The sequence below is a fragment of the Pseudomonas sp. efr-133-TYG-5 genome, assembly GCF_030209175.1.
Taxonomy (GTDB): domain Bacteria; phylum Pseudomonadota; class Gammaproteobacteria; order Pseudomonadales; family Pseudomonadaceae; genus Aquipseudomonas.
In genome coordinates this window covers 47,761-74,747 of record NZ_JARVSM010000009.1, presented here as the reverse complement: position 1 = coordinate 74,747, position 26,987 = coordinate 47,761, and the positions used below count along the sequence as shown (strand labels likewise).

Below are 26,987 nucleotides of genomic sequence, written 5' to 3'. Positions count from 1 at the left end.
TGCCTCCTTATGGAAAATCTGCAAAGCGCTGTGGACACGCTGGTTCACAGCTCCAACACACTGTTCATTCTGATCGGTGCGGTGATGGTACTGGCGATGCATGCCGGTTTCGCCTTTCTCGAAGTCGGGACGGTCCGCCAGAAGAATCAGGTCAACGCGCTGTCGAAGATTCTCAGCGACTTCGCCGTCTCCACACTGGCCTACTTCTTTATAGGCTATTGGATTTCCTACGGGGTGACCTTCCTGCAGCCGGCGGCGGTTCTCAGTGCCGATCACGGCTACGGCCTGGTCAAGTTTTTCTTTCTGCTGACCTTCGCGGCGGCGATCCCGGCGATTATCTCCGGCGGCATCGCCGAGCGGGCGCGGTTCGTGCCGCAATTGTGCGCGACGGTATTGATCGTGGCGTTCATCTACCCGTTTTTCGAAGGCATGATCTGGAATGGCAACTACGGCCTGCAAGCCTGGCTGGCCGCGCGGTTTGGCGCGGCTTTCCATGATTTCGCCGGCTCGGTGGTGGTGCATGCCATGGGCGGCTGGCTGGCGCTGGCGGCCGTGCTGTTGTTGGGCCCGCGCAACGGTCGTTATCGTGACGGGCGCCTGGTGGCCTTCGCACCGTCGAGCATTCCGTTCCTGGCGCTGGGATCGTGGATCCTGATTGTCGGCTGGTTCGGTTTCAACGTGATGAGCGCGCAAACCCTGCAGGGCGTCAGCGGTCTGGTTGCGGTCAACTCGTTGATGGCCATGGTCGGCGGGACGATGGCTGCGCTGGTGGTCGGGCGCAATGACCCGGGCTTCCTGCATAACGGCCCGCTGGCCGGGCTGGTGGCGGTGTGTGCCGGTTCCGACCTGATGCACCCGGTGGGCGCGCTGGTCACCGGCGCGATCGCCGGCGCCCTGTTTGTCTGGTGCTTCACCGCTGCGCAGGTCAAGTGGCGGATCGACGATGTGCTGGGTGTGTGGCCGTTGCATGGCCTGTGTGGCGTCTGGGGCGGCATCGCCTGCGGAATCTTCGGCCAGACCGCACTGGGTGGCTTGGGCGGTGTCAGCCTGATCAGCCAGTTGATCGGCAGCGCCTTGGGCGTGGCCGTGGCGCTGGTTGGCGGCTTTGCCGTGTACGGTTTGATCAAGGCGTTGCATGGTCTGCGCCTGAGTCAGGAACAAGAGTATTACGGCGCGGACCTGTCGCTGCACAAGATCGGCGCGGTAAGCCAGGACTAGTTGTTCTCTTCATCTTCGGCTCCGGGATAAAAACCGTGCAGCAGGCGATAACGGTCGATGCGCACCTGATCGACCTGCTCCTGCACCTGATGCGCCGGCAGACCGAGCATGATCAACGCGTGCGAGGCAAGCATCAGGCTCGATTCCAGCAGCTCCGGCACCACTTCGGTGGCGCCGGCGGCTTTCAGTTCCGCCCACTGGCTGTCGTCGCGGGTGCGCACCAGAATCGGCACGTGCGGATTGCGCCGGCGTGCCTCCTTCAACACTCGCAAGGCGACATCGCTTTGATCTACGGCAATCACCAACAGCCTGGCGCGTAACAGGCCGACCGCGCTCAGCAGGTCGCCGCGCGTACAGTCGCCGTAATGCACGTCACGTTCATTGACGGCGGCTTCCTGGACCCGCACCGGGTCGTTGTCCAGGGCGATGTAGGCCTGCCCGGCGTTGTGCATGAAGCGTCCGATCGACTGGCCGACCCGGCCGTAGCCGCAAATCACCACGTGTTGATTGAAACCGGCGTTGAGGGCGCTGATCTGCTCGATCTGCGCTTCCTGATTGGGCTTGCGGTGCAGATGGCCGGCGATCTTCGGCGCGGCCCGCAGCAGCAGGGGGGTGAGCAGCATCGAGCAGAATGTCGCCGCGAGCAGCAAGGCGCCGAGCTCGGCCGGCAGCAGCTGGTTCTGCTGCATCTGCGCCATCAGGGCGAAACAGAATTCGCCGCCCTGCGCCAGGGCCAGGCCGCTGCGCCACGCGGTCTCACTGTCATTGCCGCGCCATTTGACCAGCGCAGCCACCACAAACCCCTTGATCAGCAGCAGGCCAAGGGTCAGGCCAAGAATCGGCAGGCTGTGGCTGAAAAATAATTGCAGGTCGATCAGCATGCCGATGCTGACAAAAAACAGCCCCAGCAGGATGTCGCGAAACGGCCGGATATCGGCCTCGATCTGATGCCGATAATGACTTTCGCCCAGCAGCATGCCGGCGAGGAAGGCACCGAGGGCAGGGGACAGGCCCAGCAGATGGGTCAGCCACGCCGTCAGCAGCACAATCACCAGGGCCAGCAACACGAACAGCTCCGCCGAGCGGGACGCCGCGACTTCCTGAAACAGCCGCGGCAGCAACCAGCGACTGGCCAGCAGCAGGCCGAGGAACAGCGCCACGGTTTTTGCCAGGGTCATTGGCAACGCCCAGTACCATGGTTGCTCGCTGCTGCCGGCGAACACCGGAACCAGGGTGAGCAGCAGCACCGCCACCACATCCTGGAACAACAGCACGCCAATGGCATTCTGGCCGTGACTGCTGAATATTTCGCCGAGGCTGCCCAGTTCCTTGCTGACAATCGCCGTGGATGACAGTGACAGGCCGGCGCCGAGCAGCAGTGCCGGGGCGAGCGGCATGCCCAGCAGCATCAGCACCGCGCCCAGCAACAGGGCGCTGAGCAACACCTGTTGGCTGCCCAGGCGAAACACGACCTGGCGCAGGGCAATCATCTTCGACAGCGAGAACTCGAGCCCCAGGGAGAACAGCAGGAACACCACGCCGAGTTCGGCGAGGTCCGGCAGGTGTTCGCTTTCGTTGACCCAATCGAACGCCTTTGGCCCGACCATCAGGCCGACGCACAGATAACCCAGTACCGGCGGCAGCCGCAGGCGACGGAAAAGGGCAATCACCAGCAGGGATGAGGCGAGAATGATCAACAGGTTGGCAAACACGAAAACTCCGCAGGCAAGGTCTGGCTAATCAAGCGTAGAGGCAAAAAACACCGGAGCATGGCGCAAAGGCGATTTATCCCGGCTGATGTGCGTCAGGATTTTGCCGAACAGCCCGGCCGGGGTGCTGCCGCCTTTGGGCCGCGCCGTCTCGACGGGTTTTCGGGGTGGGCCTAGAATGGGCTTTGAATTTTTTCGGTTGAGCCCACATGCTTCCTGAATGTCAGCTGTTCGGCACCCTCGGGTGCCATTTGTGCGAAGTCGCCGAAGCCATGTTGATGGAGTTCGTCGAGCACGGGCTGTTGGTGGAACTGGTCGACATCACCGAAGACGAAGCCTGGTACGAGGCGTACAGGCTGCGCATCCCGGTGCTGCGGCGGGTCGATACGGGCGCTGAGCTCGACTGGCCGTTCAGCGCCGACGAGGTCGTGGCGTTCCTGCGCTGAGCTGTCCCGCGCCTCGCGTTTGTCGCTTCGCTTGTCCTTTGCTTGGCACTCTCCGGCTTATTCGGTTACTGTATGCGCATACAGTAATTGGGTTGGCCTGCTATGCCGTGATCCTGGGTAAAGGGTCGGGCAGGTGAATCCGGATGTCAGAGGGATGCACCATGGTCAATGTCGAACAATTGAAGAGCAGCGTGAACCGGATGTCGGTTGATGTGCTGCGCGAGGCGGTCCTCGAGCTGCGTCTGGACGGGCTGGTGACAGAGGGCAAGACGCCGTTCAACAAGCTGCACTTCAACACCTGTTTCGCCGAAATCGAAGCGTTGTTCCAGCGTGCCGGTTATCACAAGCAGCTCGATGTGGTCGGTTATCAAGGTTTGTTGTACGCCTTGTATGACCCGGGGCGCTGGGAAGCCGTCGACGTCCTGCGCTGGCTCAAGGAGTTTACCGAGGCGGCGCAAGGCCGATCGGTTCCGGCCTGAGGCTGGGATTGGATTCTGCGCTAGGTTCGTGTCGTTGCCTGTTGGATAATGCCGGCCTGTATCAAGGGTTCGAGTTACCTATGTCCACGTCAACATTTTCCGCCGCACACAATCAGGCCAGCACCCTATACCTGCCTCCCGGCGCGTGGAACACGGTGCTCGACTGCCTGTGCGAACACTTCAGTGCGATCGGCCGCGAGCAGTGGCTTGATCGGATTGCGCGGGGCAGGGTGCTGGATGCTCATGGTCAGCCGATCAGCGTGGATTTGCCCTACAAGGAAGGTCTGCGCATCCACTATTTCCGCGAAGTGCCGGATGAAAAACCGATACCGGTGGTCGAGTCGATCCTCTACGCCGACGAGCATCTGGTGGTGGCGGACAAACCGCACTTCCTGCCCGTGACCCCGGCGGGTGAATACGTCGAGCAGACGTTGCTGCGTCGCTTGATCCGGCGTCTGGACAATCCGCATCTGGTGCCTTTGCACCGCATTGATAGGCATACCGCGGGGCTGGTGATTTTCTCGGCCAATCCGCAAAGTCGTTCGGCCTATCAGTCGTTGTTCCCGACCCGGCAGATCGACAAGCGCTACGAAGCCATTGCTCCTGCACTGCCGGCGCTGGATTTTCCCTTGGTGCACAAAAGTCGCCTGATTGATGGCGAGCCGTTTTTTCGCATGCAGGAAGGTCCTGGCGTCAGCAATACCGAGACGGCGGTGGAGGTTCGGGAAAAGAACGGCGACCTGTGGCGCTACGGCCTGTACCCGGTGACCGGCAAGAAGCATCAGTTGCGGGTGCATATGACGGCCCTGGGCGCGAGCATCTGCAACGATCCTTTCTATCCCGAGGTGTTGCAGGACGTCGTGGACGACTACGCCAATCCACTCAAACTTCTTGCGCAGGGTTTGCGATTCATTGATCCCGTGACAGGGCAGGAGCGCGAGTTCGCGAGCCGGATCACTCTGGACTGGTAGTGAATGTTCCCGCTGCTTTTCTTTCGTCCACGAAAAAGCCCGCAAATTGCGGGCTTTTCTGTATTAGGTGCCGACGTAAAAGCTTACAGCTCTTTAACGGTACGAACCTGATCCTTGTTGATGCGGGTGTGCTTGCCGTCGAGTTGTTCGAACTCGTAGAAGCCCGAATCTTCATCGTATTTAGGCGCGTCGACGGCCTGGATTTCGCGACCGTCATTCAAGGTGATCACTGTTGGCGAAGCGCAACCAGCGAGGGTGGCCAGGCCCAGTGCGAGCATGAAAGTGGCGAGGGTCCGTTGAGTCATGAGTGTGTCTCCGAAGGGAAATTCTTTTGGTTACTGAGCTTGAGACGTATACAAGGCGTGCAAGTTCCTTGAATGCTGTCAGTCTGACACAGTGTTGTGCGAGCTTAACAGTTCCGGGGTGTTTAGATTGGCCAGTCGAGGGTCGTTGTCCGGGCATTCCAGCGCGCAGGCGCCGAGGTTGCGCATGACACGTCCGGGGCTGCGCTCACCGGCGTTCCAGGCATTTTCGAACGCGGGCAATAATGCCAGTGGAATCACGCAAAGCAAGGGCTCCCAATGCTGGTCATGGCGCAACATTAAAGGTTTGTCAGGTTGCTGATTGGCCGCTTCGCGCATGCTTTGCAGTAATGCGGCGTCAATGCGCGGTACGTCGCAGGGCAGTACCAGCACGTGGGTATGCCGCGCGACTTTCAGTCCCGCAAGGATGCCGGCCAACGGCCCGGGAAAGTCGCCCTCGTGATCCGAAACCAGTTGATCGGCGAAGGGCGCATAGCGCTCGAAATTACGGTTGCAGGAGATGATCAGGTCGTCGGTAAGCGGACGCACCTGGCGCTGCACATGGGCAATCAGCGGCTCGCCCAGCCACGCCACGAATCCTTTGTCCTGCCCGCCCATGCGCTGGCCGCGTCCCCCTGCCAGGAGCAGGATGGAGCAGGGCGGCAATTGCGTCGTCGAAGTCATCTCGGCTCTCCAGTCGGGCGGCGAAAAAATGAGGCGCTGTGATATAACACCGGGCTGTTTCTCCTACAACTGGACGAGCCTATGAAAGCCAAGGCTGATGTACCTTTCGCACCGCTCAATATCGCGGTGCTGACTGTAAGCGACACCCGTACTCTGGAAACCGATACCTCAGGCCAGGTCTTCGTCGATGGCCTGACGGCTGCCGGCCACCATCTCGCCGAGCGGGTGCTGCTCAAAGATGACCTTTACAAAATTCGTGCGCAAGTTGCCCACTGGATTGCCGACGATGTGGTGCAGGTCGTACTGATCACGGGCGGCACCGGTTTCACGGGCCGTGACAGCACGCCGGAAGCAGTCGCATGCCTGCTCGACAAGCAGGTGGACGGTTTCGGCGAGCTGTTCCGGCAGATTTCGGTGGCCGACATCGGTACGTCCACTGTGCAATCGCGGGCCCTCGCCGGTCTGGCCAACGGCACGCTGGTCTGCTGTCTGCCGGGGTCGACCAACGCAGTGCGTACCGGTTGGGACGGCATTCTGGCCGAGCAACTGGACTCGCGGCACCGGCCCTGCAATTTCGTTCCTCACCTGAAACAGGCGGCGCCTTGTGAATCCCGCGGGTAAGCCGGGCAAGACCGGCAGCCTGATGCCGGTCGAGGCTGCACTGGCCAGATTGCTGGAAATGGCCGAAGCCTCGCGCATTGTCGAGCGTGAGCGACTGCCGTTGGCGCAGGTCGAGGGTCGGGTGCTGGCCGAGGACCTGATGGCCACGCTGGATCTGCCCCCCTGGCCCAACAGCGCCATGGATGGCTACGCCCTGGCGTTGGCCGACTGGCAGGGCGAACCGTTGCCGGTCAGCCAGAAGATCTTTGCCGGCCAGGCACCAGAAGCGTTGAAACCGGGTACCTGTGCACGGATTTTCACCGGCGCTCCGGTACCGCAGGGAGCCGACTGCGTCGAGATGCAGGAAAACGTCGAGATCCAGCCGGATCAGTGCGTGCGTTTCCGCGAGCCTCTGTCGCCGGGGCAGAATATTCGCCCTCAGGGCCAGGAAACCCGGGTCGGCGAACTGATCCTCAGCGCAGGGACCCGGCTTGGGCCGATCGAGCAAGGCCTTGCCGCGTCCCTGGGCTGTGCGGAGCTGGACGTGGTGCGCAAGGTTCGCGTGGCGGTGCTGTCCACCGGTGATGAACTGGTCGAACCCGGCCAGGCGCTGGGACCGGGCCAGATCTACAACAGCAACCGCGTGGTGTTGTGCAGCTGGCTGCAGCGAATGGGCTGCGAGGTGGTCGACGCCGGTATTCTTCCGGATGACTTGCCCACGACGCGCCTGCGGCTGGGCCAGTTGCAGGATGTCGACCTGATTCTATCTACCGGCGGCGTCTCGGTGGGGGAGGCTGACTTTCTCGGCATGGCATTGCGCGAAGAGGGCGAGCTGACGTTGTGGAAGTTGGCCATCAAACCCGGGAAGCCACTGACGGTTGGTCAGTTTCGCAACGTGCCGGTGATCGGCCTGCCCGGCAATCCGGCCTCGACGCTGGTGACCTTTGCCTTGCTCGCGCGCCCCTATCTGCTGCGACGCCAGGGGGTGCAGGATGTCGAGCCGCTGAAGTTTGCGCTGCCGGCAGGCTTTGACTGGCCGGTGGCCGGTAATCGTCGCGAGTACCTGCGCGGACGCCTGGAGCAAGGCCGGGCAACGATCTATCGCAATCAAAGTTCAGGCGTCCTGCGCAGCGCCGCCTGGGCTGACGGTCTGGTGGAAGTGCTGGAAGGGCGCACGCTGACCGAGGGTGAACCGGTGTTTTTCATTCCCCTGAGTGATCTCCTGGGCTGATGTGCATGGCCAATGCAGGCTCGGCTGGCACAGCCGACGCCTGCAGGCGCTGCGGTTCAATGGCTGATCAGCGTGACGAGCTGATCGAAGCGGCTGTTGGCCACCCAGCCCAACAGACCCGTCACCACGGCGGCCGCACCGGCCATGTAGGCCAGGCGATGCTTGATGGTCTTGACGTCACCCCTGACCTCGGCCAAGTCCCTGCAAATGTATTTGAGGTGGGTTTCCAGTTCGGTGACGCGAGGTTCCATATCAATGCCTCCAGAGGGTTTGGCGCCGCTGTGGAAGTCGGCTTTATGATTGACACGGCTTTCGGCAAGTGGGGCTACCGGGCTCACCGGCGCTCTGGCTTCATGGCTTTGCATGGAAACGGCCACTCGCTGTTGTTGATCCGGGTTGGCTGATGCTGCCACTCGAACGGTTGAAAGCCCTTGAGGTGTATCCATTCATTACATGCACATCCTTGTGTGTTTTCAGAAAGAAGATGGGTACCGCCCGCACAAGGTGTACCACTGGACCTATCCGGTCAATTGAGCCGATTCCTCATGTTTCGTAAGAAAAAATACCGGCTTGTAGGACGCTCGAGCGGCCAGCGGAATTAATTGCGCGGGGTTGAGGCTTTTTTGCGTGCTGAAGTGGTCAACATGTCCCGTAACCCATCTATAGCCGGAGTGACCACTATGAGTGAACGCAGGGCGCTGTTGATTCTGCATGGCAAGCAGGCACTCAATGAGCAAGTCCGCGCCGCCGTCGAGAGCAAGCGCAACCAGGGCTGGGAGCTGGCGGTGCGCCTGACCTGGGAGGCCGGTGATGCGCAACGCCTGGTCGAGGAGGCCCTGGCGGCGGGGTATCGACAGATCATTGCCGGAGGTGGCGATGGCACCTTGCGGGACATCGCCGAGGCGCTGGCGGCGCATCCGCAGCAGGCTAGCCTGGTGCTGTTGCCGCTGGGCACCGCCAACGACTTTTCCCGTGCGGCGGGCATTCCGCTGGAACCGGCCGATGCGCTGGAGTTGCTGGACGTGCCACCCCGGGCCATCGATCTCGGCGAAGTCGGCGGGCAGATCTTCCTGAATATGGCCACCGGCGGTTTTGGCAGTCAGGTCACGGCCAATACCTCCGAGGATCTGAAGAAGGTCCTGGGCGGTGCGGCCTACCTGTTCACCGGTCTGTCGCGCTTCAGCGAGTTGCATGCCGCCTATGGCGAATTGCAGGGCCCGGACTTTCACTGGCGCGGCGAACTGCTGGCGCTGGGTATCGGCAATGGCCGGCAGGCCGGGGGCGGGCATGTCCTGTGTCCGCAGGCGCTGGCCGATGATGGCTTGCTCGACATCAGCATCCTGCCGGCCCCGCAGGAACTGGTCGGCACCCTGAAGACCCTGTTGAGCGACGGCTTCGGTATCGACAACATGTTTGTTCGGACCCGTTTGCCCTGGGTCGAAATCAAGGTCGCCGAAGGGCTTTACATCAATCTCGACGGTGAGCCGCTGGAAGGCGACAGCATGCGTTTCGAAGTGCGTCCCGGGGCGTTGCAGGTGCATCTGCCGCCGGACTCGCCACTGCTGCAGACGCCGGCTGCGCTCAATCGTCCAGACTGATGATCTGTTCCCTGACGGCAAACAGGACGAGTCCCGCCACGTCGTAGATCTGCAGACGCTTCATGATCTGCGAGCGGTGGGTTTCCACGGTCTTGATGCTCAGGCCCAGGCCATTGGCGATTTCCCGGGTGGATTTGCCGCGCACGATCAGGCGCAGGATTTCCAGCTGGCGCGCTGTCAGGTTGTGCGATTCGGCGGTTTCCGGCTGGCCTTTCTGATTGCGCGTCAGGGCCTGGTTGATCACCGTATGGGCAATGGCCGGGCTGAGGTAGCGCTCGTTGTTGCGCAAGGCTTCCAGGGCGTGCTCGAGCTCGGTGGCGGTGGTGTCCTTGAGCAGGTAGCCATGCGCGCCGGACTCCAGGGCCTGCATGATCAACGCCGGATCGGTGTGCATCGAAAGGATCAGCACTTTGCTCTGCGGGCGTACCCGGCGCAGCTGCTGCAGGGCCTGCAAGCCGCTGGTCTCCTTCATGGAAATATCCAGCAAGACAATATCGGGCGTCAGTTGCTCGACCATTTCGAGCAGCTGCGAGCCGTCACTGGCCTCGCCGATTACCGCGTAACCGGGAATATCCAGTACCAGAGCGCGCACGCCGGCCCTGATCAGCGAGTGGTCATCCACCAGAAGTAAGTTACAAGTCAACGCATAACCTTATTCGTACTGGCCCGCTCGAGTGCCCGCGGCGCCCAGGGGAAAAGTGCTTCGATTTGAGTGCCTTTGCCCGGCTCGCTGATCACGCTCAAGGTGCCGCCCAATTGCTCGATCCGCTCGGCCATCCCGGCCATGCCGCGTTGTCCTTCGCGTCCGGGGTTGGCGGCGGGGGCGAAACCCTTGCCGTCGTCGCTGATCAACAGGGTCAGGCCTTGTGGCAGCCGTTGTATGCGGATCAGCAGATTCTTCGCCTGCGCATGGCGCAGGATGTTGGTGACCGCTTCCTGGGTGATTCGGAATGCGGCGACCGCCATTTCCTCGGGGAGGCCATTGAGGCGCTGCTGGCAGTCGAGGCTCCAGTTCACCGAGGTGTTGGTCAAGGTCTTGAGCAAGTGCGCGCGCAGACTGGCTTCCAGGCCGAGGCTGGTCAGTTGCCGCGGATTGAGAATGGCCGACACGTCGCGCACTTTGTTCAGGGTTTCTTCCAGGGTGTCGCTGAGCGCCTTGCAGTGTTCCTGAAGCTCGTCCGGCAGCCGTCGCTTGAGCCATTCGCTCTGCAGTTTGGCCGCGGTCAGCAGTTGGCCGATGTCGTCATGCAGTTCGCGGCTGAGGCGATGGCGCTCGTTTTCCTGAACCTGCAGCAAGCGATCGGCAAGCTCCTGGGGCTGGAACCTGATCGACTTGCGTGACCGGCAATGCTGGATCCAGACGCCTGCTGCCGCCGAAACATTGATCAACAGCAGGCCGAACGACAGCGGGGCAGACAGGCCATAGGTCAGCACGCTGCCCAGGGCCGAAACGAGGCACAGCAGCAGTGTGAAGCGCCGCGCGGTTTCTCGCGAGGGCGGCCATTGGGTGATTGTCTTGAGGCTGGCGTACATAGCGGATGGAGCCAATGAATGTTCGCTGCGGGCAGACCGGCCTGGATGGCGGGCAAGTCTCTGTCTGAAAAAACGCTCGATTATGTTGCCGGTTTCAACGCGGCACAGTGATCGAAAGTGGAATGAAAACTTCGCGGTAGACATATCACTGAAATCACTGTGCCATTAATTGATAGCAACTAACGGGCGGCATAATACCACTTAAGATACCGTTGGTCGCGTTTAGCCAATATGTCCGAACAGTCAGGAAATACGCCATGTTGGACGCTGGTTCCATTATGGAAAAAGTTGATTTGTTTTATTCGATTGATATGGACATTGCCTGAAGTTGCATTTTTATACACAGGCAAACCCTGATACCCGCGGTAGAAATTCCGCATTGATCAAGGAAGATTATTTATTCGGATTTGTCGCTGGCAGGCATGAACTATTCAATTGCGACATTCGAGGCTGAAACTGAACCGACCGTTTGCGCCGGTATGGCGATTTACGCCTGTCGCTCTGACCAGGCCACCAGAGACAATGGCTTGGTGCTGACCGGCAGCTGAAACTGATGTTGTCCAACCTGGAAGGCGAAGGCTTCAATCAGCGAATGCTGCTCGCTTTGATCGAGACTCAATTGGCCGGTGGTCTGGTCGATCAGTTCCAGTTGCCAGGCCATCAGCGTCAGGCAGTCCTTCAGGGCGTCCAGGGCCTGAGCGTGCAGGTCGATATGGTCCACGGCCTGATTGAGCAGGCCGTGAATGTGCAGCGAGAATTCGGAAATCGCCTCCAGTGCCAGCGCATCGGCGCGGTTCGCCAGCTTGAGCAGGGTGCTGAGCATGCAGTCGATGGCGTCCTTGTCATTGCTGATCAGCTGCAGATGGCTGAGGCATTCTTCGGTTTTGGCCAGGAGCGTTTCAGCCTCGACGAGAAATTCGGGGAAGCGCTGCGCCCACTCTTTACGGTCGTTCGGCATGCTTATCTCCACAACGTCATGTCTGATGAGGGAATGCCGTGTGTGTCGACGGTCATGCACCGTCGCAAGATCGCACCCAGGCGTGCCGATGCACAGACTGGGGGTATCAAGAGGATGTGTTTCCACTGACCTGCGATCGCACACAATAGCCTGACTCCGTTCATGCAATGAGAATGGCGTCACATTAATGGCTATTGGATATTGCGAACATCAGGTTGGGCCTGATTGTTACTAGGGGAATCCCTTAGACGCGGGAACCTTCAACGCAAACCAGGGTCGCGCCGAAGAGAATGTAGCAGATGATTTTCACCGGGCCAGTAAAGCATGATGTTAATGTGACATCAATGCTTGTTCATGGCATTTTGCTGCTGTGATGTGACGGGATCAAGATCCGCCATATCCTGCCGATAACCCCCCAATAGTGAATTCATCAGTACAAGCCCAGGAGTCATGATGGCCGGCATTCTCGACACGGTAGACCAACGCACGCAACTGGTGGGTGAGAATCGCCTGGAAATTCTCATGTTTCGACTGGCCGGACGCCAATTGTTCGCGATCAACGTGTTCAAGGTTCAGGAAGTCCTGCAACTGCCGAAGCTGACCCTGATGCCTCAGCGTCACCCGTTCGTCTGCGGCGTGGTCAACCTGCGCGGGCAGACCCTGCCCGTGATCGACCTGTCCCAGGCCATCGGCATGCGCCCGCTGGTACCGGGCCCGAACAGCACGATCATCGTCACCGAGTACAACCGTTCGGTGCAGGCCTTTCTCGTTGGCGGCGTCGACCGCATCGTCAACATGAACTGGGAAGCCATTCTGCCGCCGCCGACCAGCGCCGGCCGCCAGCATTACCTGACCGCGATCAGCAAGGTCGACGATCAACTGGTGGAAATCATCGACGTCGAGAAAGTCCTCGCCGAAATCGTCCCGTACAACGCCAAGGTGTCCCGTGACAAGCTCGACGACCCGGTGCTGGAACGCGCCCGTGGCCGCGAAGTGCTGCTGGTGGACGACTCGAATGTCGCGCTGTCGCAACTGCGCGACACCCTCGGCCAGTTGGGCGTGAAGATGCATATCGCCAGCGACGGTCTGAAAGCCCTGAACATGCTCAAGGCCTGGGCCGACACCGGGGTGAACATGACCGACAAACTGCTGATGGTCTTCACCGATGCGGAAATGCCGGAAATGGACGGCTACCGCCTGACGACCGAAATTCGCAACGACCCGCGCCTGCGGGGCCTCTATGTGGTGCTGCACACCTCGCTGTCCGGCAGCTTCAACGATTCGATGGTGAAGAAGGTCGGTTGCGACAACTTCCTGTCCAAGTTCCAGCCGGACAAACTGGTCGATGTGGTACGCCAGCGCCTGATGCTTGACGAAGTTCCGGCCTGACGCGGCGGTCGCGAGCTGACTGTGCGGCAGCCTTTGATTCGCTGCCCAAGCTCGTATAGGGTGGCGTTTTTCAGCCACCAGGGAGTTGGCCATGCTGCGTCTGAGCGCGCTTTATCGTTACCCGTTGAAATCCGCCAAGGGCGAGGTCCTGCAAGGGATCGGTCTGGACAAACTGGGGCTTGAGGGTGACCGCCGCTGGATGCTGGTGGACGAGGCCAGCGGGCGCTTCCTGACCCAGCGCGCCGAGGCGAAAATGAGCCAGTTGTCGGCGCTGTGGAATGCCGACGGTGGCCTGACCCTCAGCGCACCTGGCCATGCCCCGCTGGACATCGCCTTGCCCGACAACGCTGCCGAACTGCGCGGCGTGACTATCTGGCGCGACACCCTGCCTGTGCCGGATGCCGGTGCGCAGGCCGCGCGCTGGGTCAGCGAGTTCATCGGCAAGCCGACGCGCCTGGTGCAGGTGCCGCTGGATCGCGCCCGCACCACCCAGGCGGGCTACGGCCGCGATGACGATCAGGTGGCGTTTGCCGACGGTTTCCCTTTGCTGCTGATCGGTGAAGCGTCGCTGCAACATTTGTCGCAGGAAGTCGGGCGCCCGCTGGAAATGCTGCGCTTTCGGCCGAACCTGGTGATCGAAGGCAGCGAGGCATATGCCGAGGATGGCTGGAAGCGCATCCGCATCGGTGAAGTCGAGTTCCGTGTGGTCAAGTCGTGCTCACGCTGCATTCTGACCACCATCGATCCACAGACCGGCGAACGCAGCGCCGATCGCGAACCGCTGGCGACCCTGCAGAAAACCCGCGCCCAGGCGGACGGCGCGATGTTCGGGCAGAACCTGGTCAACGACAGCAATGGTCGTCTCGAAGTGGGAATGGCGGTGGAAATTCTCGAGTAGCTCGCGACCGAATGAAAATGCCCGTGTCGTTGGACACGGGCATTTTTTTATCGCCTTGAAAACCCGGGGTTTCAGCCGCGGTATTCGCACAGGTAAGCGGTGTCGACGGCGACCTTCAGCTGAAACTTGCTGTTGGCCGGCACGTTGAACTGGCTGCCGGCGGCGAAGGTTTCCCAGTCGGTGCTGTCTGGCAGCTTGACGGTCAGTGCGCCGGACACGACGTGCATGATTTCGCGCTGGCTGGTGCCGAATTCGTATTCGCCCGGGGCCATGACGCCGATGGTCGCCGGACCTTCAGCGGTGCCAAAGGCGATCGACTTGACGGTGCCGTCGAAGTACTCGTTGACTTTAAACATGGGCGATTCCTCGAAAAGGGTTAAAAAGGGGCCGGCCAGTATGCACAAGGCTTCCGGTGCCGTCACGTGTCTAGAGTGGCAACACCAGCGGCAATAAACGCGCGGTATTGCGGGCATCTTCCAGCGCCCGATGCTGCTGCCCGGTGAACTGCATGCCGGCCAGTTGCAGCGCGCCGTTGAGGCCCAGCGGCCGCTCGAGGCGCCGGGCCTTGGCGAAGCGCTGCTTGAGGTTCATGTGCGGCACGCGGCTCAACCCGCTGTCGAGTTGCAGGCGTTGCCATTCCTGCAGCAGTTGCTTGCGGTCGTAATCGCCCCAACTGGCCCAGCCTTCGAGGCGTGGCTGATGCTGGCCGAGCCAGCGTTCGAAGGCCGGCCAGACGTCGCTCAGGGGTTGCGCGGCATCGATGTTGGCCTGGGTGATATGCGTCAGCTCGCGGCAGAACGGCGTCAGCAGCGGTCGTCGCGTCGGCCTGACGAAACGTTGAAAGTGATCCTGTTCGCGACCGGAGCGATCCACCAGGGTGGCGCCGATCTCGATGATTTCCATTTCTGTAACCGGCCACCCACCTTCATCGGTGGTGGCTTCCAGATCAATGACCAGCCAATGGGGCATCGCAGGGTTCCTGATTTACGCGGCCTGATTCATCAGAGCGTAGTCAAACCTTGCGTACGTGCGCGGCGACTCACTCGACTTGCAACAGAACCTGACGATTTTTCACCTGATCGCCGACCTTGACCTGCACCCGCTTCAAGATGCCGTCGATGCCGGCCTTGAGCGGATGCTCCATTTTCATTGCCTCCAGCACCACCAGCAACTGGCCTTTGCTGACCACGCTGCCTTCGCTGACCAGGACATCGACGATAGCGCCGTCCATCGGTGCTTTCAGGGTGCCGGAACTGACGCTGGTCTGACTGTCGATCACCGCGTGAGTTCGGTCAACCAGGCGCAAACTGCCGGGCCGGGTGAACAACCACAGTTGCTCGGCGTCCAGGCGATAGGCATGGCGTTGGCGCAGACCGTCGAGGTCGAGTGTCACCGTGCGCTCGTCATGTTCGACAAGCCGCAACTCGATGGTGCGCCCAGCCACTTCAACCTGACAGCGACCCTGCGCTGTGGCACGCAGTTGCACTGGCCAGTCCTGCTCGTCCAGGGCCAGCCGATAAAGCAGCGGCTCGCTGGCGTTGTTGCGCCAACCGGCCAGCGGCGCACGGTGCGCCGCGGCGGTGCCCTGGTAGAACAACAGCGCGGCGATCGCCAGTTGCTCGGCGCTCGGCGTAAGGGGTTGCAGGCACGGGTGATCGGCAAAGTGCCGGGGGATGAACCCGGTGCTGAATGCACCGTCGATGAACTGCGGGTGTTGCAACAGACTGGCGAGCAGGCGCTGGTTACTCTGCACGCCGAGCAGCACGCTGTCCTCGACTGCGCGCAGCAGTTTGCGGCGGGCCTCCTCGCGCGTGGCGCCGTGGGCAATCAGCTTGCCCAGCAGCGGGTCGTAGAACGCGCTGATCGACTGGCCTGCGCACACGCCGTGGTCAACTCGTGCGCCGTGCGCCAGTGCCGGCTCCCAGGCTGCGATGCGGCCGGTCTGCGGGAGAAAATCCTGTGCCGGATCCTCGGCGTAGAGGCGCACTTCCATGGCGTGGCCATTGAGTTGCACCTGATACTGGGTCAACGGCAACGGCAGGCCTTCGGCGACGTGCAGCTGCCACGCCACCAGATCCAGCCCGGTGACGAGTTCGGTCACCGGGTGCTCGACCTGCAGACGGGTGTTCATCTCCAGGAAGTAGAACTGGCCGCGGGCATCGAGCAGAAACTCGACGGTGCCGGCACCGACGTAATTCACCGCGCGCCCGGCCTTGAGGGCCGCTTCACCCATGGCCTGGCGCAATTCGCCGGTCATCACCGGGCAGGGCGCTTCTTCAATGACTTTCTGATGGCGACGCTGGATCGAACAATCGCGCTCGCCGAGGTACAGCAGGTTGCCGTGGCGATCACCAAACAGCTGCACTTCGACATGGCGCGGCTCGATCAGGGCCTGTTCGAGGATCAGCTCGGCGCTGCCAAAACCGTGCAACGCTTCCGAACGTGCGGTGCGTAGCTGCGCGGGCAGGTCGGCGGCGTCGTGCACCAGGCGCATGCCGCGGCCACCGCCGCCGGCACTGGCCTTGATCATCAGCGGATAGCCGATGCGCGCAGCCTCGCGCAGCAGCGTTGCATCGTCCTGTGCGGCGCCTTGATAGCCGGCAATGCACGGCACACCGGCCTCGAGCATGGCGAGTTTCGACAGACGCTTGCTGCCCATCAGCTCGATGGCGTCGGCGCCGGGGCCGATGAAGGTCAGGCCAGCCTGCTCGCAGGCGCGGGCGAATTCGGCGTTTTCCGAAAGAAAGCCATAGCCGGGGTGGATGGCATCGGCGCCGCTGCGCCGGGCAGCCTCGAGAATCGCCGGGATATTCAGGTAGGACTGCTGCACCGGCGCCGGGCCGATGTGCACCGCTTGATCGGCCATCTGCACATGCAGTGCGTCGGCGTCGGCGTCGCTGAAGACGGCGACGGTGCGATAACCCAGGGCCTGGGCGGTACGCTGGATGCGGCAGGCGATTTCACCGCGATTGGCGATCAGGATCTTGTGGAGGGCGGGCATGCTGATTTCCCCGGATGGCTGGCGGTGAGAGTGAGGGACGGCGCACGACGCTTCAGATGGCCCAGCGCGGTTTGCGCTTTTGCACGAACGCCATCGTGCCTTCGCTGCCTTCGGCGCCGGTGACCGCGTCGCTGAACCACTGCGCCGCCTCATCGAGCAGTGCGGCCGAAGGCTGCCCGGCACTGGCCAGCAGCAGTTTTTTGGTCGCGGCATTCGCCTGCGGCGCACAACAGAGGACGTGCTGCAGCACCTCGTCGAGGCGCTCGGCCAGCGCTTGCGGGTCATGTTCGACAAAATGCACCAGGCCCAGGCGCCGGGCCTGGGTGCCATCGAAACGCGCGGCGGTCAGGGCCAGGCGTCGGGCTTCGGTCAGGCCGATGCGTTGCACCACGAACGGTACGATCTGCGCCGGCAGCAGGCCGAGGCTGGTTTCCGGCAGGCCGAATTGCGCCTGGTGATCGGCCATCGCGATATCGCTGACGCAGGCCAGGCCGAAACCGCCGCCGAGCACTGCACCCTGCAGCACCGTGATCAGCACCTGCGACACCTGCTGCGCTTCTTCGAGCAGGGCGCCGAAGGCCCGGTTGAGTTCGCGGTAGGCAGCGGCACCGTGAGCGCGGGCGTTGGCCATGTCCTTGATGTCGCCGCCGGCACAGAAATGCCCGCCGCTGCCGCTCAGCACCAGGGCGCGGACCTCGCGGTCATCCGCCACGGCGGCGAATACGCTGCGCAGTTCGGCGACCATTTGCAGGTTCATGGCGTTGCGACTGTCGGGGCGGTTGAGGGTGATGTGCAGCACGCTGTTGTGCAGTTCCAGCAGCAGCGTCTGGCAGGCGGGCAGCTGGCTCATTTGTTTTTCCCCGGCAGGATGCCCATCAGTTTGCAGATGATCCCCAGCATGATTTCGTCGGCGCCACCGCCAATCGACACCAGGCGCACGTCGCGATAGGCGCGGGCCACCGGGTTGTCCCACATGAAGCCCATGCCGCCCCAGTATTGCAGGCAGCTGTCGCTGACCTCGCGGCCCAGGCGTCCGGCCTTGAGCTTGGCCATCGACGCCAGCCGCGTGACATCCTGGCCTTTGACGTATTGCTCGGTGGCCTGATAGACCAGTGCCCGCAGGCATTCGATTTCGGTCTGCAGTTCGGCGAGACGGAAGTGGATCACCTGGTTGTCGATCAGCGCGTGACCGAAGGTCTTGCGGTCCTTGCAGTACTCGATGGTGCTGTCGACGCAATATTCCAGGCCCTTGATCATGTTCGCCGCGCCGAACAGGCGTTCTTCCTGGAACTGCAGCATCTGCATCATGAACCCCGCGCCTTCGTGGCCGATACGGTTGCGCTGGGGTACGCGCACATTGTCGAAAAACACCTGGGCGGTTTCCGAGCTGCGCATGCCGAGCTTGTCCAGGTGCGGACTGAGACTGATGCCGGGGCTGTTCATCGGCACCATGATCAGCGACTTGTTGATGTGCGGCTTGTCGTCCGAGGTGTTGGCCAGCAGGCAGATGAAGTCGGCGCTCGGCGAATTGGTGATCCACATCTTGCTGCCATTGATCACATAGTCGTCGCCATCCTTGCGCGCCGTGGTCTTGAGCCCGGCAACGTCGGAGCCGGCGCCGACTTCCGAGACGCCGATGCAGCCGACCTGCGCGCCACTGATCGCCGGGCGCAGGAATTCTTCGCGCAGTTCATCCGAGCCGAAGCGGGCGAGGGCTGGGGTGCACATGTCGGTCTGGACGCCGATCGACATCGGAATGCCGCCGCAATGGATGGTGCCGAACTCTTCGGCGGCGACGATCGAGTAGCTGTAGTCGAGGCCCATGCCGCCGAATTTTTCCGGCTTGGAAATGCCCAGCAGGCCGAGGTCGCCAGCCTTGCGGAAGATGTCGTGGATCGGGAAGCGCCCGGCCTTTTCCCATTCCGCCACGTGCGGATTGATCTCGTGCTCGACGAACTGGCGGACGGTGCGACGCAGCGCTTCGTGTTCCTGGGTGAAGATCATTTTTATTGTTCTCCGTGAGATCCGTGGCAGTCAGAACCGGCTGACGCCAAAACTGTTGGGTTGCAGGGTGCGTACGTCGGCTTCGTGGCAGATGTCCAGCAGATAGCCGAGCAGGGTGCGGGTATCGCGTGGATCGATCAGGCCGTCGTCCCACAGGTTGGCGCTGCCGTAGAGGGCGGTGGACTGGCTGTCGAGCTTCTGCGCGGTGACCTGCTCGAGCATGTCGAGCATTTTCGGGTCCGGCTCCAGGCCGTCCTTGAGCTGCTTGGCCTCGGTGACGATGCGCAGCACCTTGCCGGCCTGGGCGCCGCCCATCACGGCGGTACGGCTGTTGGGCCAGGCGAAGATGAATCGCGGATCGAGACCGCGCCCGCACATGGCGTAGTTGCCGGCGCCGTAGGAGCCACCGACAACGATGGTCAGCTTCGGCACCCGCGCGTTGGCCACCGCCTGGATCAGTTTCGAGCCGTGCTTGATCACCCCGTGCTGTTCCGATTCGGTACCGACCATGAACCCGGTGGTGTTGTGGAAAAACAGCAGCGGCGTCTGGCTCTGGTCGCACAGCTGGATGAACTGCGCCGCCTTGCTCGCGCCATTCGGCGTGATCGGGCCGTTGTTGCCGATGAAGCCGCAGGCACGGCCGTGGATTTTCAGGTGGCCGCAGAGGGTTTGCTGATCGAACTCGCCCTTGAACTCGAGGAAGCGTGACTCGTCGGCGATCCGCGCGATGATTTCACGGGCGTCGTAGGGTTTTTTCGGATCGTCGGGAATCAGCCCGAGCAATTCGTCGATGGGGTACAGCGGTTCTTTGTATTGCGGTTCGGGCAGCCACGGCAGTTGCTCGTTCCAGTTCAGCAGGCTGACGATTTCCCGTACCTGGCGGATGCCGTCGGCATCGTTCTCGGCGAGGTATTCGGCGGTGCCGGCGACCTGTGCGTGCATCTCGGCACCGCCCAGTTCTTCGTCGGTGGCGATTTCGCCGGTGGCGGCCTTGAGCAGCGGCGGACCGGCGAGAAACAGCTTGGCCTTGCCGCGCACCACCACCACGTAATCCGACAGCCCCGGCTGATAGGCGCCACCGGCGGTGGCCGAGCCGTGCACCACGGTGATCTGCGGCAGGCCCATGGCCGACATCCGCGCCTGATTGGCGAAGCTGCGCGCGCCTTCGACGAAAATCTCCGCCGCGTAATTGAGGTTGGCGCCGCCGCTTTCCGCCAGGGTGATGACCGGCAGTTTGTTTTCCTGGGCAATCTGCTGCAGGCGCAGGGATTTCTTCAGGCCTGAAGGGGAAATGGTCCCACCCTTGATCGCGCTGTTGTTCGCCACCACCAGGGCGCGCACGCCGGACACATAACCGATGCCGGCAATCAGACCGCCACCGGCGCTGCTGCCGTCCTTGTCGTCGTGCAGTTTGTAGCCGGCGAGGCTGGCCAGTTCGAGGAACGGCGAACCGGGATCGAGCAGCAGGTTGATGCGTTCGCGCGGCAGCAGTTGCCCGCGCCTGGCGAATTTCGCCTTGGCTTCGGCGGCCTTGTGCAGCAGGTTCCGTTCAAGCTGCTGCACGTGCTCGATGGCCGCGAGCATGGCCTGGCGGTTGCGCGCGAACGTTTCGCTGTGGGGGTCGAGCTGGGACTGGATCTGCGGCATGGCTTATTCCTTGTCCTTGAGTACGTCCGGCAGGTAGGCGCGGTGGAAGCCGTTGAACGCTTCGCTGTGGCTGGCCTTGTGCAGCGGCCAGGCGCGGCTGCCGAGGCTGGCCGCGCCGTCGATGCGCAAGGTGCTGCCGCTGATGAACGCCGCTGCCGGACTGAGCAGAAACACGATGGCCGCGCTGACTTCCGATTCGGTGCCGATGCGCTTGAGCGGTACGTGCTCGCGCAGGGTCGGGATCACCGCTTTGAACGCACCTTCGTAGGTATCCATGCCGCTGGAGGCGATCCAGCCCGGCGCCACCGCATTGACCCGTACCCCGGCATGGCCCCACTCGAACGCGGCGGTCTTGGTGAAGTTGTCCATGCCCGAACGCGCGGCGCCGGAGTGGCCCATGCCGGGCATGCCGCCCCACATGTCGGCGAGCATGTTGACGATGCTGCCACCGTGTTTGCTCATCGACTGGTTGAACACTTCGCGGGCCATCAGGAAACCGCCGACCAGGTTGGTGCGCAACACGGTTTCGAAACCTTTCTGATTGATCGCTGCCAGCGGCGAGGGGTACTGGCCGCCGGCATTGTTGACCAGGCCATGGATCGCCCCGTGCTCGCCCAGCAGCTCGCCGACCAGGCGCTTTACGGCCTCTTCATCGCGGATGTCGCAGGCCTGCCAGTGGGCCTGGCCACCATCGGCGGCGATTTCCGCGGCGACCCGTTGCAGTTTTTCCGGCTTGCGCCCGACCAGCAGCACCCTGGCGCCGAGGGCCGCCAGTTCATGCGCGGTGCAACGGCCGATACCGCTGCCGCCACCGGTGACGAGGATGGTCTGCCCGCTGAACAGGTCGGCGCGAAAAATCGATGCATAAGCCATTCGGACAGTCCTCTAGTCGAGTTGCTCGGCGATGCTCTGCGGCACCGGGATCTGAATTTCCAGCAACTGTTGGGCGAAGGCCTTGCCCTGCGGGTCGATGCGCAGGCTTGCCACGCCACCGCCCCCGAGGGCGTTTTCCAGAAGAAAGTTCAGGCTGTGGGTGCCGGGCAGGTACCAGCGCTCGACCCGGCCGTGGATCGGGTCGAGGACATGCCGCATCCAGTCGACCAGCACCGCCGGGGTCAGCGCTTCGGCGATCCACGGCAGGTACTCGGGACGGCGCGGCAGCACACCGATGTTGCTGTGGTTGCCCTTGTCGCCGGAACGCGCCACCGCCAGTTTCAGCAACGGCACGCTGGCATCGGCGCGGCCCTCGGGTTGCGGCGGCGAGTGCGGCAGGGGCAAGTCCTGGCTGTCGAGGGCGGGCAGGCTGGGCAGGCTCACCGGGTGGCGCTGACCGGCCATGTCGACGTGCAGTGTGCAGGCCTGCTTGTCGATCAGGAACGAGAACAGCCGGATCAGCGGATACACCGTCGGCCGGCCGCCGACGATTCCGGTCAGGCCCGGTGCCATGCCGGTGGCGGCCTGGGCGATCTCCCGGGAGAACAGGATCAGCGCCTGCTTGTTCGGATGGCGTACCGCGAGTTTGATCACCACTTCGCGGCTGTCGCGGCGCTGGCCGTGGGGGCCGTAGGTGGCTTCGCTGCCGAGCAGTTCGATATCGGTTTCGCTGTAGGCGCCCCAACCGCGCTGTTCGAGCATTTCCGTGGTCTTGGCGATGATTGCCTGGCTGACCCGGCGCGCCTTGTCCACGGCATCGATACCGGCGATCAGGCAACTGGCGGTGCAGCGGAAGCCGTCCGGGTAGGTTGCGCTGACCTTGTATCTGTCACTCGGGGGCAAGCCCCTGGCACCGTGCACCTGTACCGCATTCTTGCCCTGTTGCTGGAGTTTGACCTGGCTGAAATCGCAGACCACGTCGGGCAGCAGGTACGCCTGCGGATCGCCGATTTCATAGAGCATCTGCTCGCCGACGGTCAGCGGTGTGACCAGGCCGCCGCTGCCCTCGGGTTTACTGACGATGAACTGGCCGTCGGCGCTGACCTCGACGATCGGGAAGCCGATGTGTTCGTAGTCCGGCACGTCGCGCCAGTCGGTGAAGTTACCGCCGGTGCACTGCGCCCCGCATTCGATGATATGCCCGGCCAGGGCCGCTTGCGCGAGCTTGTCGAAGTCGTGCCAGGACCAGGCGAATTCGTGCACCAGGGCGGCGCTGACCACCGCGCTGTCGACCACCCGCCCGGTGATGACGATGTCGGCGCCCAGGCGCAGGGCTTCGACGATGCCGGGGGCGCCGAGATAGGCGTTGCTGGAGACGCACAGGGGCGGCAGCGGGGCGCCGCTGAACATCTCGCGGATGCCCTGGGTTTGCAGGTGCTTGAATTGCGCTTGCAGGTCATCGCCCAGCAGCACGGCGATTTTCAGGTTGACCCCGGCCTGGTCGCAGGCCGCCTGCAACGCGGCGGCGCAAGCCTGCGGATTGACCCCGCCGGCATTGCTGATGACACGGATGCGCTGCGCGGCCAGTTGCGGCAGCAGCGGCGTGAGGACGTCGATGAAGTCGCTGGCGAACCCGGCCTGCGGATCTTTCATCCGCGCGCCGGCCATGATCGACAGGGTGATTTCCGCCAGGTAATCGAACACCAGGTAGTCCAGTCGACCGGCGTCCACCAGTTGCGCGGCGGCGGTCGAGGTGTCACCCCAGAATGCACTGGCGCATCCGATGCGTACGGTGGTTGGCATTTTTATCTCCGACACAGGCACCTCCGACAGAAGTGCATCGAGGCTACCAAGCAAGCGCTTGGTTTGTAAACAGCGAAAATTATCTTCTGGCCAAGCGCTTGCTTGGTCACCGCTGGCGGCTTAAATTGCCCGCGCCACCCTGCGGTTTCAGGGAGGCAGCCGACTGATCGACTGTAGGAGAGAACGGGTGGACGAGCAAAAAGCCCTCGGTGTCATGCGCGAACTGGTGGAGGCGGGGCAGTTGACCGACCCGGACAGCGCTCGCGGCAAACTGCTCCAGGTGGCCGCCCACCTGTTTCGCAACAAGGGCTACGAACGCACCACCGTGCGCGATCTGGCGGGGGCGGTGGGAATCCAGTCGGGGAGCATTTTTCATCACTTCAAGAGCAAGGACGAAATCCTGCGCGCGGTGATGGAGGAAACCATCCGTTACAACACCGCGCTGATGCGTGCCGCGCTGGCCGAAGCCGGCAATGTGCGCGAACGGGTGCTGGCGCTGATCCGCTGCGAATTGCAGTCGATCATGGGCGGCAGCGGCGAAGCCATGGCGGTTCTGGTGTACGAATGGCGTTCGTTGTCCGAAGAAGGCCAGGCCCGCGTGCTGGCGCTGCGCGATATCTATGAAGAGATCTGGCTGCAGGTGCTGGGCGAAGCCAAGGCCGCCGGGTTCATCCGTGGCGATGTGTTCATTACCCGCCGTTTTCTCACCGGAGCCCTGTCCTGGACCACCACCTGGTTCCGGGCCGGCGGCAATCTGAGCCTCGATCAACTGGCCGACGAAGCACTGATTCTGGTGCTCGAGGAGCGCTGAGCCCTTCCTATCGGCACATGAAACTGGCTAACTGGGCGAAACCGCCTAGCTTGAATGCATTGATCGGTATTTTTTCGGGGAGTGGGGTGTTTTGAAGTCTTCGCCAATTCGGACGGCCGCGGGGCTGATGCTCGCAGCGCTGGCTGCATTTTGGGGGTTGCCCGCGCAGTCGGCGCAACTGGTCCGGGTGGGCGCCGCGCATTTCCCGCCTTACACCATCCGCCCGGAAAACGGCGCCGATACCGGCCTGCTGCCGCAACTGGTGGAAGCCCTTAACCGTCTGCAAAGCGACTATCAGTTCGTGCTCGTGCCCACCTCGATTCCACGGCGTTTCGGCGACTTCAAGCAGGGCCGCATCGACATGGCGATTTTCGAGAATCCCGACTGGGGCTGGAAGGAAATTCCCCACGCCGACGTCGACATGGGCCTGGAAGACGCGGAAATCTTCGTCGCGCAGAACGAGCCCGGGCGCCAGCAGAGCTACTTCGCCGATCTCGGTGGCAAACGCCTGGCGCTGTTCAGCGGTTATCACTACGAATTCGCCAACTTCAACGCTGATCCGAAATTCCTCGCGCAGAACTACAACGCCACGCTGACCTATTCCCACGACAGCAACCTGTTGATGGTGTTGCGCGGGCGTGCCGACATTGCCCTGGTGACGCGCTCGTACCTGAGCGACTACCTGCTGCGCAACGAAAAGGTGCGTGACGAATTGCTGGTGTCGCAACGCATCGATCAGGTCTATCACCACTACGCGATCCTGCGTAGCGCCGCGCCGATCACCGGCGAAGCGTTCGGCAAGCTGCTGCAAGGCCTGCGCGACAACGGCGAGATGCTGAAGATTTTCCAGCCGTACAGGATTGCCGTGGTGCCGGTGCCCCATCACTGAGGGCGTTTTTCCCTGCAGGCCTAAATTTCCCGCCCCGGCTCACGTCCCATCGTTGAACTGTCGACGATTATCGTGAGCCCGACCCATGTCCAATCTGAATGACCTGACTGCCCTGGCGTTGCCCTCGGGCAGCGCACTGCAAGCCGATGCCACTGAAAGCCGTCTGAGCCTGAGCCTCGACGGCCAGCCGCTGATTCGTCTGCGGCTGGACCGTGACGGCCAGGGGCCGATCCAGATCGATGAGCGTTTTGCCCTGCCGCCCGGCCAAGCGCTGTGGGCTGCCTGCTATTGGCTGTTTGCTCGTGATCCGGCGCGCCAGCAATTGCTCTGGCAACTGGATCAGCCGCCGACCGAAGCCTTGCGCAGCGGCCTGTTGGTCGGCACCGAAGTGGTCGGTGAATATCGGTGCGAGCGCGCATTGTTCTGGCAATTGCCGCAACCCTGGCTGGGCCTGGCGCCGAGCGGCAGCTATCCGCAGCAAATGGTCATCAGCAACGGCAAGCGCCATCCGCTGCGCCCGGTCAAACCCCGTGGCGAAGTCTACCGGCGGTTCGATGCCCGGCTCGGCGCGTGGATTTCCCTGCGCACCGTGGAGATCGAGCAGGACCTGGCGCGTTTCAACCGTTGGCAGAACAGCCCGCGAGTCGCCAGTTTCTGGCAGGAAGAGGGCAGCCTCGAACAGCATCGCGAGTACCTCGGCAAACTCGACGCCGACCCGCATACCCTGACCCTGATCGGCTGTTTCGACGATCAGCCGTTCGCTTATTTCGAAGCGTACTGGGCCAAGGAAGATCGCATCGCGCCGTTCTATGAGGCCGACAACTACGATCGCGGCATTCATATGCTGGTGGGCGAGGAGGATCATCGTGGCCCGCACAAGGTGGCGAGCTGGCTGTCGGCGCTGGTGCACTATCTGTTTCTTGACGATCCGCGGACCCAGCGGGTGGTGGCGGAACCGCGTGCCGACAACGCGAAGATGATCGGCCACATGCACAACCAGTGCTTCCACTGCGAAAAGGAATTCGATTTTCCGCACAAGCGCGCGGCGCTGATGATCCTTGGGCGCGAGCGCTTTTTTGATCGGTGCAGGCTGGCTTGATCTCGCGCTGAAAGCAATAGATCGCAGCTTGCGGCAGCTCCTGCAGGGTTTACACCTGTGCTGTAGGAGTTGTCGCAGGCTGCGATCTTTTTTTGCCCGCCGAGGCGGTCTTAGCGGCGACCCATCGCTGCCGCATCGCCACGGCTGCCCGACACCTTGCGGCAGTGCACCAGGGCATCGCGAATCATGAAGTTGACCAGGGTCGGCGAGACGCCGAGTTCCTTGGCGATGTCTTTCTGCGGCACGCCGTGCAGGCGATACATCTCGAAGGCGTAGCGGGTGCGGCTGGGCAGCTCGGTCAGCGCGTCGGCGATGTTTTCCAGGGTCGAGAAATTTATGTGCGAGGTTTCCGGCGAAGCGCCCTGGATGACCACATTCAAGCCTTCCTCTTCGGGGCCGGCGTATTTCTGTTCCAGCGCCTGTTTGCGGTAGTGATCGATGGCGAGGTTGCGCACGATCTGGAACAGATAGCTCAGTTGGGCCTTGATCGACGACGTGATCGGTGGCGCCGATTGCAGTCGGAAAAACGCATCCTGAACCACGTCTTCGGCGCGCGAACGGCAGCCGGTAATGCGGGCTGCAATCTTGACCAGAATCAGTCGATTGTCGACGAATGCCTGAAGTAGCGGTGAATCGCACCTGCTTGTGGATACTTGTTCCGTCATGGAAATCACCTTGCTGCCAATAGGTTAGTGGGACGCCCTGAAGGGCCGGGCTGTCCTACACATCGAGCGACAAATTATGTTGAATGATAATGATTGTCAATTGAGAAAGAGAATTAATGATCCATGTCGGTGCGTTCTGAGAACTGCGGCACGCTGCCGCACCTGGCCAGGACGCCGGC

General features: G+C 62.3%; 28 protein-coding genes. 12 read left to right on the top strand and 16 right to left on the bottom strand.

Features of this window, described 5'->3' with window-relative positions; all coding sequences use genetic code 11:
* Positions 1-9 precede the first annotated feature (9 nt).
* Positions 10-1,218, top strand: a complete 1,209-nt coding sequence (locus QRN70_RS25215; protein ID WP_285420587.1) for an ammonium transporter — start codon at positions 10-12, stop codon at positions 1,216-1,218.
* On the opposite strand, the gene QRN70_RS25210 is transcribed toward QRN70_RS25215, so the two are convergent.
* Entirely contained in the window at positions 1,215-2,930 is a 1,716-nt protein-coding gene (locus QRN70_RS25210; protein ID WP_285420586.1) for a monovalent cation:proton antiporter-2 (CPA2) family protein, read from the bottom strand. The two genes, QRN70_RS25215 and QRN70_RS25210, sit on opposite strands and share 4 nt — an antisense overlap.
* 206 nt (positions 2,931-3,136) lie before the next feature.
* Between QRN70_RS25210 and QRN70_RS25205 the strand changes: the two genes are divergently transcribed.
* From QRN70_RS25205 to QRN70_RS25195, 3 genes are all read left to right on the top strand, one after another.
* The gene (locus QRN70_RS25205) at positions 3,137-3,373 is read left to right on the top strand and encodes a glutaredoxin family protein (RefSeq protein WP_285420585.1); all 237 of its coding nucleotides are present in this window, start codon (positions 3,137-3,139) and stop codon (positions 3,371-3,373) included.
* Between the two features lie 161 nt (positions 3,374-3,534).
* Positions 3,535-3,852 carry a transcriptional regulator gene (locus QRN70_RS25200; RefSeq protein WP_285420584.1) on the top strand — a complete coding sequence of 106 codons (318 nt, stop codon included), beginning with the start codon at positions 3,535-3,537 and terminating at the stop codon, positions 3,850-3,852.
* Between the two features lie 80 nt (positions 3,853-3,932).
* Positions 3,933-4,823: a pseudouridine synthase gene (locus tag QRN70_RS25195; protein WP_285420583.1), complete on the top strand. Its 891-nt coding sequence runs from the start codon at positions 3,933-3,935 to the stop codon at positions 4,821-4,823.
* Between the two features lie 83 nt (positions 4,824-4,906).
* Here QRN70_RS25195 and QRN70_RS25190 read toward each other — a convergent pair whose 3' ends face one another.
* Positions 4,907-5,128 (bottom strand): YgdI/YgdR family lipoprotein, encoded by a 222-nt coding sequence (locus QRN70_RS25190; protein WP_039770418.1) that lies wholly within the window; start codon positions 5,126-5,128, stop codon positions 4,907-4,909.
* Between the two features lie 78 nt (positions 5,129-5,206).
* Positions 5,207-5,809 carry a molybdenum cofactor guanylyltransferase MobA gene (gene mobA / locus QRN70_RS25185; protein WP_285420582.1) on the bottom strand — a complete coding sequence of 201 codons (603 nt, stop codon included), beginning with the start codon at positions 5,807-5,809 and terminating at the stop codon, positions 5,207-5,209.
* An 81-nt stretch (positions 5,810-5,890) separates the two neighbouring features.
* On the opposite strand from mobA, the gene moaB reads away from it, so the two are divergent.
* Both moaB and QRN70_RS25175 read left to right on the top strand, forming a co-directional pair.
* A complete protein-coding gene (gene moaB / locus QRN70_RS25180) occupies positions 5,891-6,430 on the top strand; it encodes a molybdenum cofactor biosynthesis protein B (RefSeq protein ID WP_285420581.1) in 540 nt (179 codons plus the stop codon).
* A 22-nt stretch (positions 6,431-6,452) separates the two neighbouring features.
* Positions 6,453-7,640, top strand: coding sequence for a molybdopterin molybdotransferase MoeA (locus QRN70_RS25175; RefSeq protein WP_285420761.1), 1,188 nt, complete (start codon positions 6,453-6,455; stop codon positions 7,638-7,640).
* A 56-nt stretch (positions 7,641-7,696) separates the two neighbouring features.
* On the opposite strand, the gene QRN70_RS25170 is transcribed toward QRN70_RS25175, so the two are convergent.
* Positions 7,697-8,005 carry a hypothetical protein gene (locus QRN70_RS25170; protein WP_285420760.1) on the bottom strand — a complete coding sequence of 103 codons (309 nt, stop codon included), beginning with the start codon at positions 8,003-8,005 and terminating at the stop codon, positions 7,697-7,699.
* A 315-nt stretch (positions 8,006-8,320) separates the two neighbouring features.
* Between QRN70_RS25170 and yegS the strand changes: the two genes are divergently transcribed.
* Complete coding sequence (gene yegS / locus QRN70_RS25165; protein ID WP_285420580.1) at positions 8,321-9,238, top strand: lipid kinase YegS; 918 nt, start codon at positions 8,321-8,323, stop codon at positions 9,236-9,238.
* On the opposite strand, the gene QRN70_RS25160 is transcribed toward yegS, so the two are convergent.
* The 3 genes from QRN70_RS25160 to QRN70_RS25150 all read right to left on the bottom strand — a co-directional run bounded on the left by QRN70_RS25160 (position 9,222) and on the right by QRN70_RS25150 (position 11,729).
* Positions 9,222-9,881 (bottom strand): response regulator transcription factor, encoded by a 660-nt coding sequence (locus tag QRN70_RS25160; protein ID WP_285420579.1) that lies wholly within the window; start codon positions 9,879-9,881, stop codon positions 9,222-9,224. The two genes, yegS and QRN70_RS25160, sit on opposite strands and share 17 nt — an antisense overlap.
* Positions 9,878-10,771: a sensor histidine kinase gene (locus QRN70_RS25155; protein ID WP_285420759.1), complete on the bottom strand. Its 894-nt coding sequence runs from the start codon at positions 10,769-10,771 to the stop codon at positions 9,878-9,880. The genes QRN70_RS25160 and QRN70_RS25155 overlap by 4 nt, the downstream gene beginning before the upstream one ends.
* A 487-nt stretch (positions 10,772-11,258) precedes the next feature.
* Positions 11,259-11,729, bottom strand: coding sequence for a hypothetical protein (locus tag QRN70_RS25150; RefSeq protein ID WP_285420578.1), 471 nt, complete (start codon positions 11,727-11,729; stop codon positions 11,259-11,261).
* A 453-nt stretch (positions 11,730-12,182) separates the two neighbouring features.
* Here QRN70_RS25150 and QRN70_RS25145 point away from each other — a divergent pair, with 453 nt between their 5' ends.
* Both QRN70_RS25145 and QRN70_RS25140 read left to right on the top strand, forming a co-directional pair.
* On the top strand, positions 12,183-13,118 hold the full coding sequence (locus tag QRN70_RS25145) for a chemotaxis protein CheV (protein ID WP_003226705.1): 936 nt from the start codon (positions 12,183-12,185) through the stop codon (positions 13,116-13,118).
* Between the two features lie 91 nt (positions 13,119-13,209).
* On the top strand, positions 13,210-14,016 hold the full coding sequence (locus tag QRN70_RS25140) for an MOSC domain-containing protein (protein WP_285420577.1): 807 nt from the start codon (positions 13,210-13,212) through the stop codon (positions 14,014-14,016).
* Positions 14,017-14,087: 71 nt separating this feature from the next.
* Here the strand turns inward: QRN70_RS25140 and ppnP are convergent, their stop codons facing one another.
* The 8 genes from ppnP to QRN70_RS25100 all read right to left on the bottom strand — a co-directional run bounded on the left by ppnP (position 14,088) and on the right by QRN70_RS25100 (position 23,344).
* On the bottom strand, positions 14,088-14,372 hold the full coding sequence (ppnP, locus tag QRN70_RS25135; RefSeq protein WP_045058110.1) for a pyrimidine/purine nucleoside phosphorylase: 285 nt from the start codon (positions 14,370-14,372) through the stop codon (positions 14,088-14,090).
* Between the two features lie 70 nt (positions 14,373-14,442).
* On the bottom strand, positions 14,443-14,985 hold the full coding sequence (locus QRN70_RS25130) for a 3'-5' exonuclease (RefSeq protein ID WP_285420576.1): 543 nt from the start codon (positions 14,983-14,985) through the stop codon (positions 14,443-14,445).
* Positions 14,986-15,055: 70 nt separating this feature from the next.
* Positions 15,056-17,017 carry an acetyl/propionyl/methylcrotonyl-CoA carboxylase subunit alpha gene (locus tag QRN70_RS25125; protein ID WP_285420575.1) on the bottom strand — a complete coding sequence of 654 codons (1,962 nt, stop codon included), beginning with the start codon at positions 17,015-17,017 and terminating at the stop codon, positions 15,056-15,058.
* A gap of 52 nt (positions 17,018-17,069) precedes the next feature.
* A complete protein-coding gene (locus QRN70_RS25120; RefSeq protein ID WP_285420574.1) occupies positions 17,070-17,867 on the bottom strand; it encodes an enoyl-CoA hydratase-related protein in 798 nt (265 codons plus the stop codon).
* Positions 17,864-19,021, bottom strand: a complete 1,158-nt coding sequence (gene atuD, locus QRN70_RS25115) for a citronellyl-CoA dehydrogenase (protein WP_285420573.1) — start codon at positions 19,019-19,021, stop codon at positions 17,864-17,866. Before atuD ends, QRN70_RS25120 begins: the two co-directional genes overlap by 4 nt.
* A gap of 30 nt (positions 19,022-19,051) precedes the next feature.
* Complete coding sequence (gene atuC, locus QRN70_RS25110; protein WP_285420572.1) at positions 19,052-20,668, bottom strand: geranyl-CoA carboxylase subunit beta; 1,617 nt, start codon at positions 20,666-20,668, stop codon at positions 19,052-19,054.
* A gap of 3 nt (positions 20,669-20,671) precedes the next feature.
* Entirely contained in the window at positions 20,672-21,541 is an 870-nt protein-coding gene (locus QRN70_RS25105; RefSeq protein ID WP_285420571.1) for an SDR family oxidoreductase, read from the bottom strand.
* A 12-nt stretch (positions 21,542-21,553) separates the two neighbouring features.
* Positions 21,554-23,344: an acyclic terpene utilization AtuA family protein gene (locus QRN70_RS25100; RefSeq protein WP_285420570.1), complete on the bottom strand. Its 1,791-nt coding sequence runs from the start codon at positions 23,342-23,344 to the stop codon at positions 21,554-21,556.
* Positions 23,345-23,531: 187 nt separating this feature from the next.
* On the opposite strand from QRN70_RS25100, the gene QRN70_RS25095 reads away from it, so the two are divergent.
* The 3 genes from QRN70_RS25095 (at position 23,532) to QRN70_RS25085 (ending at position 26,143) form a co-directional block, all read left to right on the top strand.
* Positions 23,532-24,155, top strand: a complete 624-nt coding sequence (locus QRN70_RS25095) for a TetR/AcrR family transcriptional regulator (protein WP_285420569.1) — start codon at positions 23,532-23,534, stop codon at positions 24,153-24,155.
* Between the two features lie 91 nt (positions 24,156-24,246).
* On the top strand, positions 24,247-25,044 hold the full coding sequence (locus QRN70_RS25090) for a substrate-binding periplasmic protein (RefSeq protein WP_285420568.1): 798 nt from the start codon (positions 24,247-24,249) through the stop codon (positions 25,042-25,044).
* 85 nt (positions 25,045-25,129) lie between these two features.
* The gene (locus QRN70_RS25085) at positions 25,130-26,143 is read left to right on the top strand and encodes a GNAT family N-acetyltransferase (RefSeq protein WP_285420567.1); all 1,014 of its coding nucleotides are present in this window, start codon (positions 25,130-25,132) and stop codon (positions 26,141-26,143) included.
* 110 nt (positions 26,144-26,253) lie between these two features.
* Here the strand turns inward: QRN70_RS25085 and QRN70_RS25080 are convergent, their stop codons facing one another.
* Positions 26,254-26,808: an RNA polymerase factor sigma-70 gene (locus tag QRN70_RS25080; RefSeq protein WP_285420566.1), complete on the bottom strand. Its 555-nt coding sequence runs from the start codon at positions 26,806-26,808 to the stop codon at positions 26,254-26,256.
* Positions 26,809-26,987 lie beyond the last annotated feature (179 nt).

What these genes read in the sequence shown, in the direction of transcription:
- QRN70_RS25215 (WP_285420587.1), top strand. Translation starts at nt 10, where the DNA reads ATGGAAAATCTGCAAAGCGCTGTGGACACGCTGGTTCACAGCTCCAAC.
- QRN70_RS25205 (WP_285420585.1), top strand. Translation starts at nt 3,137, where the DNA reads ATGCTTCCTGAATGTCAGCTGTTCGGCACCCTCGGGTGCCATTTGTGC.
- QRN70_RS25200 (WP_285420584.1), top strand. Translation starts at nt 3,535, where the DNA reads ATGGTCAATGTCGAACAATTGAAGAGCAGCGTGAACCGGATGTCGGTT.
- QRN70_RS25195 (WP_285420583.1), top strand. Translation starts at nt 3,933, where the DNA reads ATGTCCACGTCAACATTTTCCGCCGCACACAATCAGGCCAGCACCCTA.
- QRN70_RS25190 (WP_039770418.1), bottom strand. Translation starts at nt 5,128, where the DNA reads ATGACTCAACGGACCCTCGCCACTTTCATGCTCGCACTGGGCCTGGCC.
- mobA (WP_285420582.1), bottom strand. Translation starts at nt 5,809, where the DNA reads ATGACTTCGACGACGCAATTGCCGCCCTGCTCCATCCTGCTCCTGGCA.
- moaB (WP_285420581.1), top strand. Translation starts at nt 5,891, where the DNA reads ATGAAAGCCAAGGCTGATGTACCTTTCGCACCGCTCAATATCGCGGTG.
- QRN70_RS25175 (WP_285420761.1), top strand. Translation starts at nt 6,453, where the DNA reads ATGCCGGTCGAGGCTGCACTGGCCAGATTGCTGGAAATGGCCGAAGCC.
- QRN70_RS25170 (WP_285420760.1), bottom strand. Translation starts at nt 8,005, where the DNA reads ATGCAAAGCCATGAAGCCAGAGCGCCGGTGAGCCCGGTAGCCCCACTT.
- yegS (WP_285420580.1), top strand. Translation starts at nt 8,321, where the DNA reads ATGAGTGAACGCAGGGCGCTGTTGATTCTGCATGGCAAGCAGGCACTC.
- QRN70_RS25155 (WP_285420759.1), bottom strand. Translation starts at nt 10,771, where the DNA reads ATGTACGCCAGCCTCAAGACAATCACCCAATGGCCGCCCTCGCGAGAA.
- QRN70_RS25150 (WP_285420578.1), bottom strand. Translation starts at nt 11,729, where the DNA reads ATGCCGAACGACCGTAAAGAGTGGGCGCAGCGCTTCCCCGAATTTCTC.
- QRN70_RS25145 (WP_003226705.1), top strand. Translation starts at nt 12,183, where the DNA reads ATGGCCGGCATTCTCGACACGGTAGACCAACGCACGCAACTGGTGGGT.
- QRN70_RS25140 (WP_285420577.1), top strand. Translation starts at nt 13,210, where the DNA reads ATGCTGCGTCTGAGCGCGCTTTATCGTTACCCGTTGAAATCCGCCAAG.
- ppnP (WP_045058110.1), bottom strand. Translation starts at nt 14,372, where the DNA reads ATGTTTAAAGTCAACGAGTACTTCGACGGCACCGTCAAGTCGATCGCC.
- QRN70_RS25130 (WP_285420576.1), bottom strand. Translation starts at nt 14,985, where the DNA reads ATGCCCCATTGGCTGGTCATTGATCTGGAAGCCACCACCGATGAAGGT.
- QRN70_RS25125 (WP_285420575.1), bottom strand. Translation starts at nt 17,017, where the DNA reads ATGCCCGCCCTCCACAAGATCCTGATCGCCAATCGCGGTGAAATCGCC.
- QRN70_RS25120 (WP_285420574.1), bottom strand. Translation starts at nt 17,867, where the DNA reads ATGAGCCAGCTGCCCGCCTGCCAGACGCTGCTGCTGGAACTGCACAAC.
- atuD (WP_285420573.1), bottom strand. Translation starts at nt 19,021, where the DNA reads ATGATCTTCACCCAGGAACACGAAGCGCTGCGTCGCACCGTCCGCCAG.
- atuC (WP_285420572.1), bottom strand. Translation starts at nt 20,668, where the DNA reads ATGCCGCAGATCCAGTCCCAGCTCGACCCCCACAGCGAAACGTTCGCG.
- QRN70_RS25105 (WP_285420571.1), bottom strand. Translation starts at nt 21,541, where the DNA reads ATGGCTTATGCATCGATTTTTCGCGCCGACCTGTTCAGCGGGCAGACC.
- QRN70_RS25100 (WP_285420570.1), bottom strand. Translation starts at nt 23,344, where the DNA reads ATGCCAACCACCGTACGCATCGGATGCGCCAGTGCATTCTGGGGTGAC.
- QRN70_RS25085 (WP_285420567.1), top strand. Translation starts at nt 25,130, where the DNA reads ATGTCCAATCTGAATGACCTGACTGCCCTGGCGTTGCCCTCGGGCAGC.
- QRN70_RS25080 (WP_285420566.1), bottom strand. Translation starts at nt 26,808, where the DNA reads ATGACGGAACAAGTATCCACAAGCAGGTGCGATTCACCGCTACTTCAG.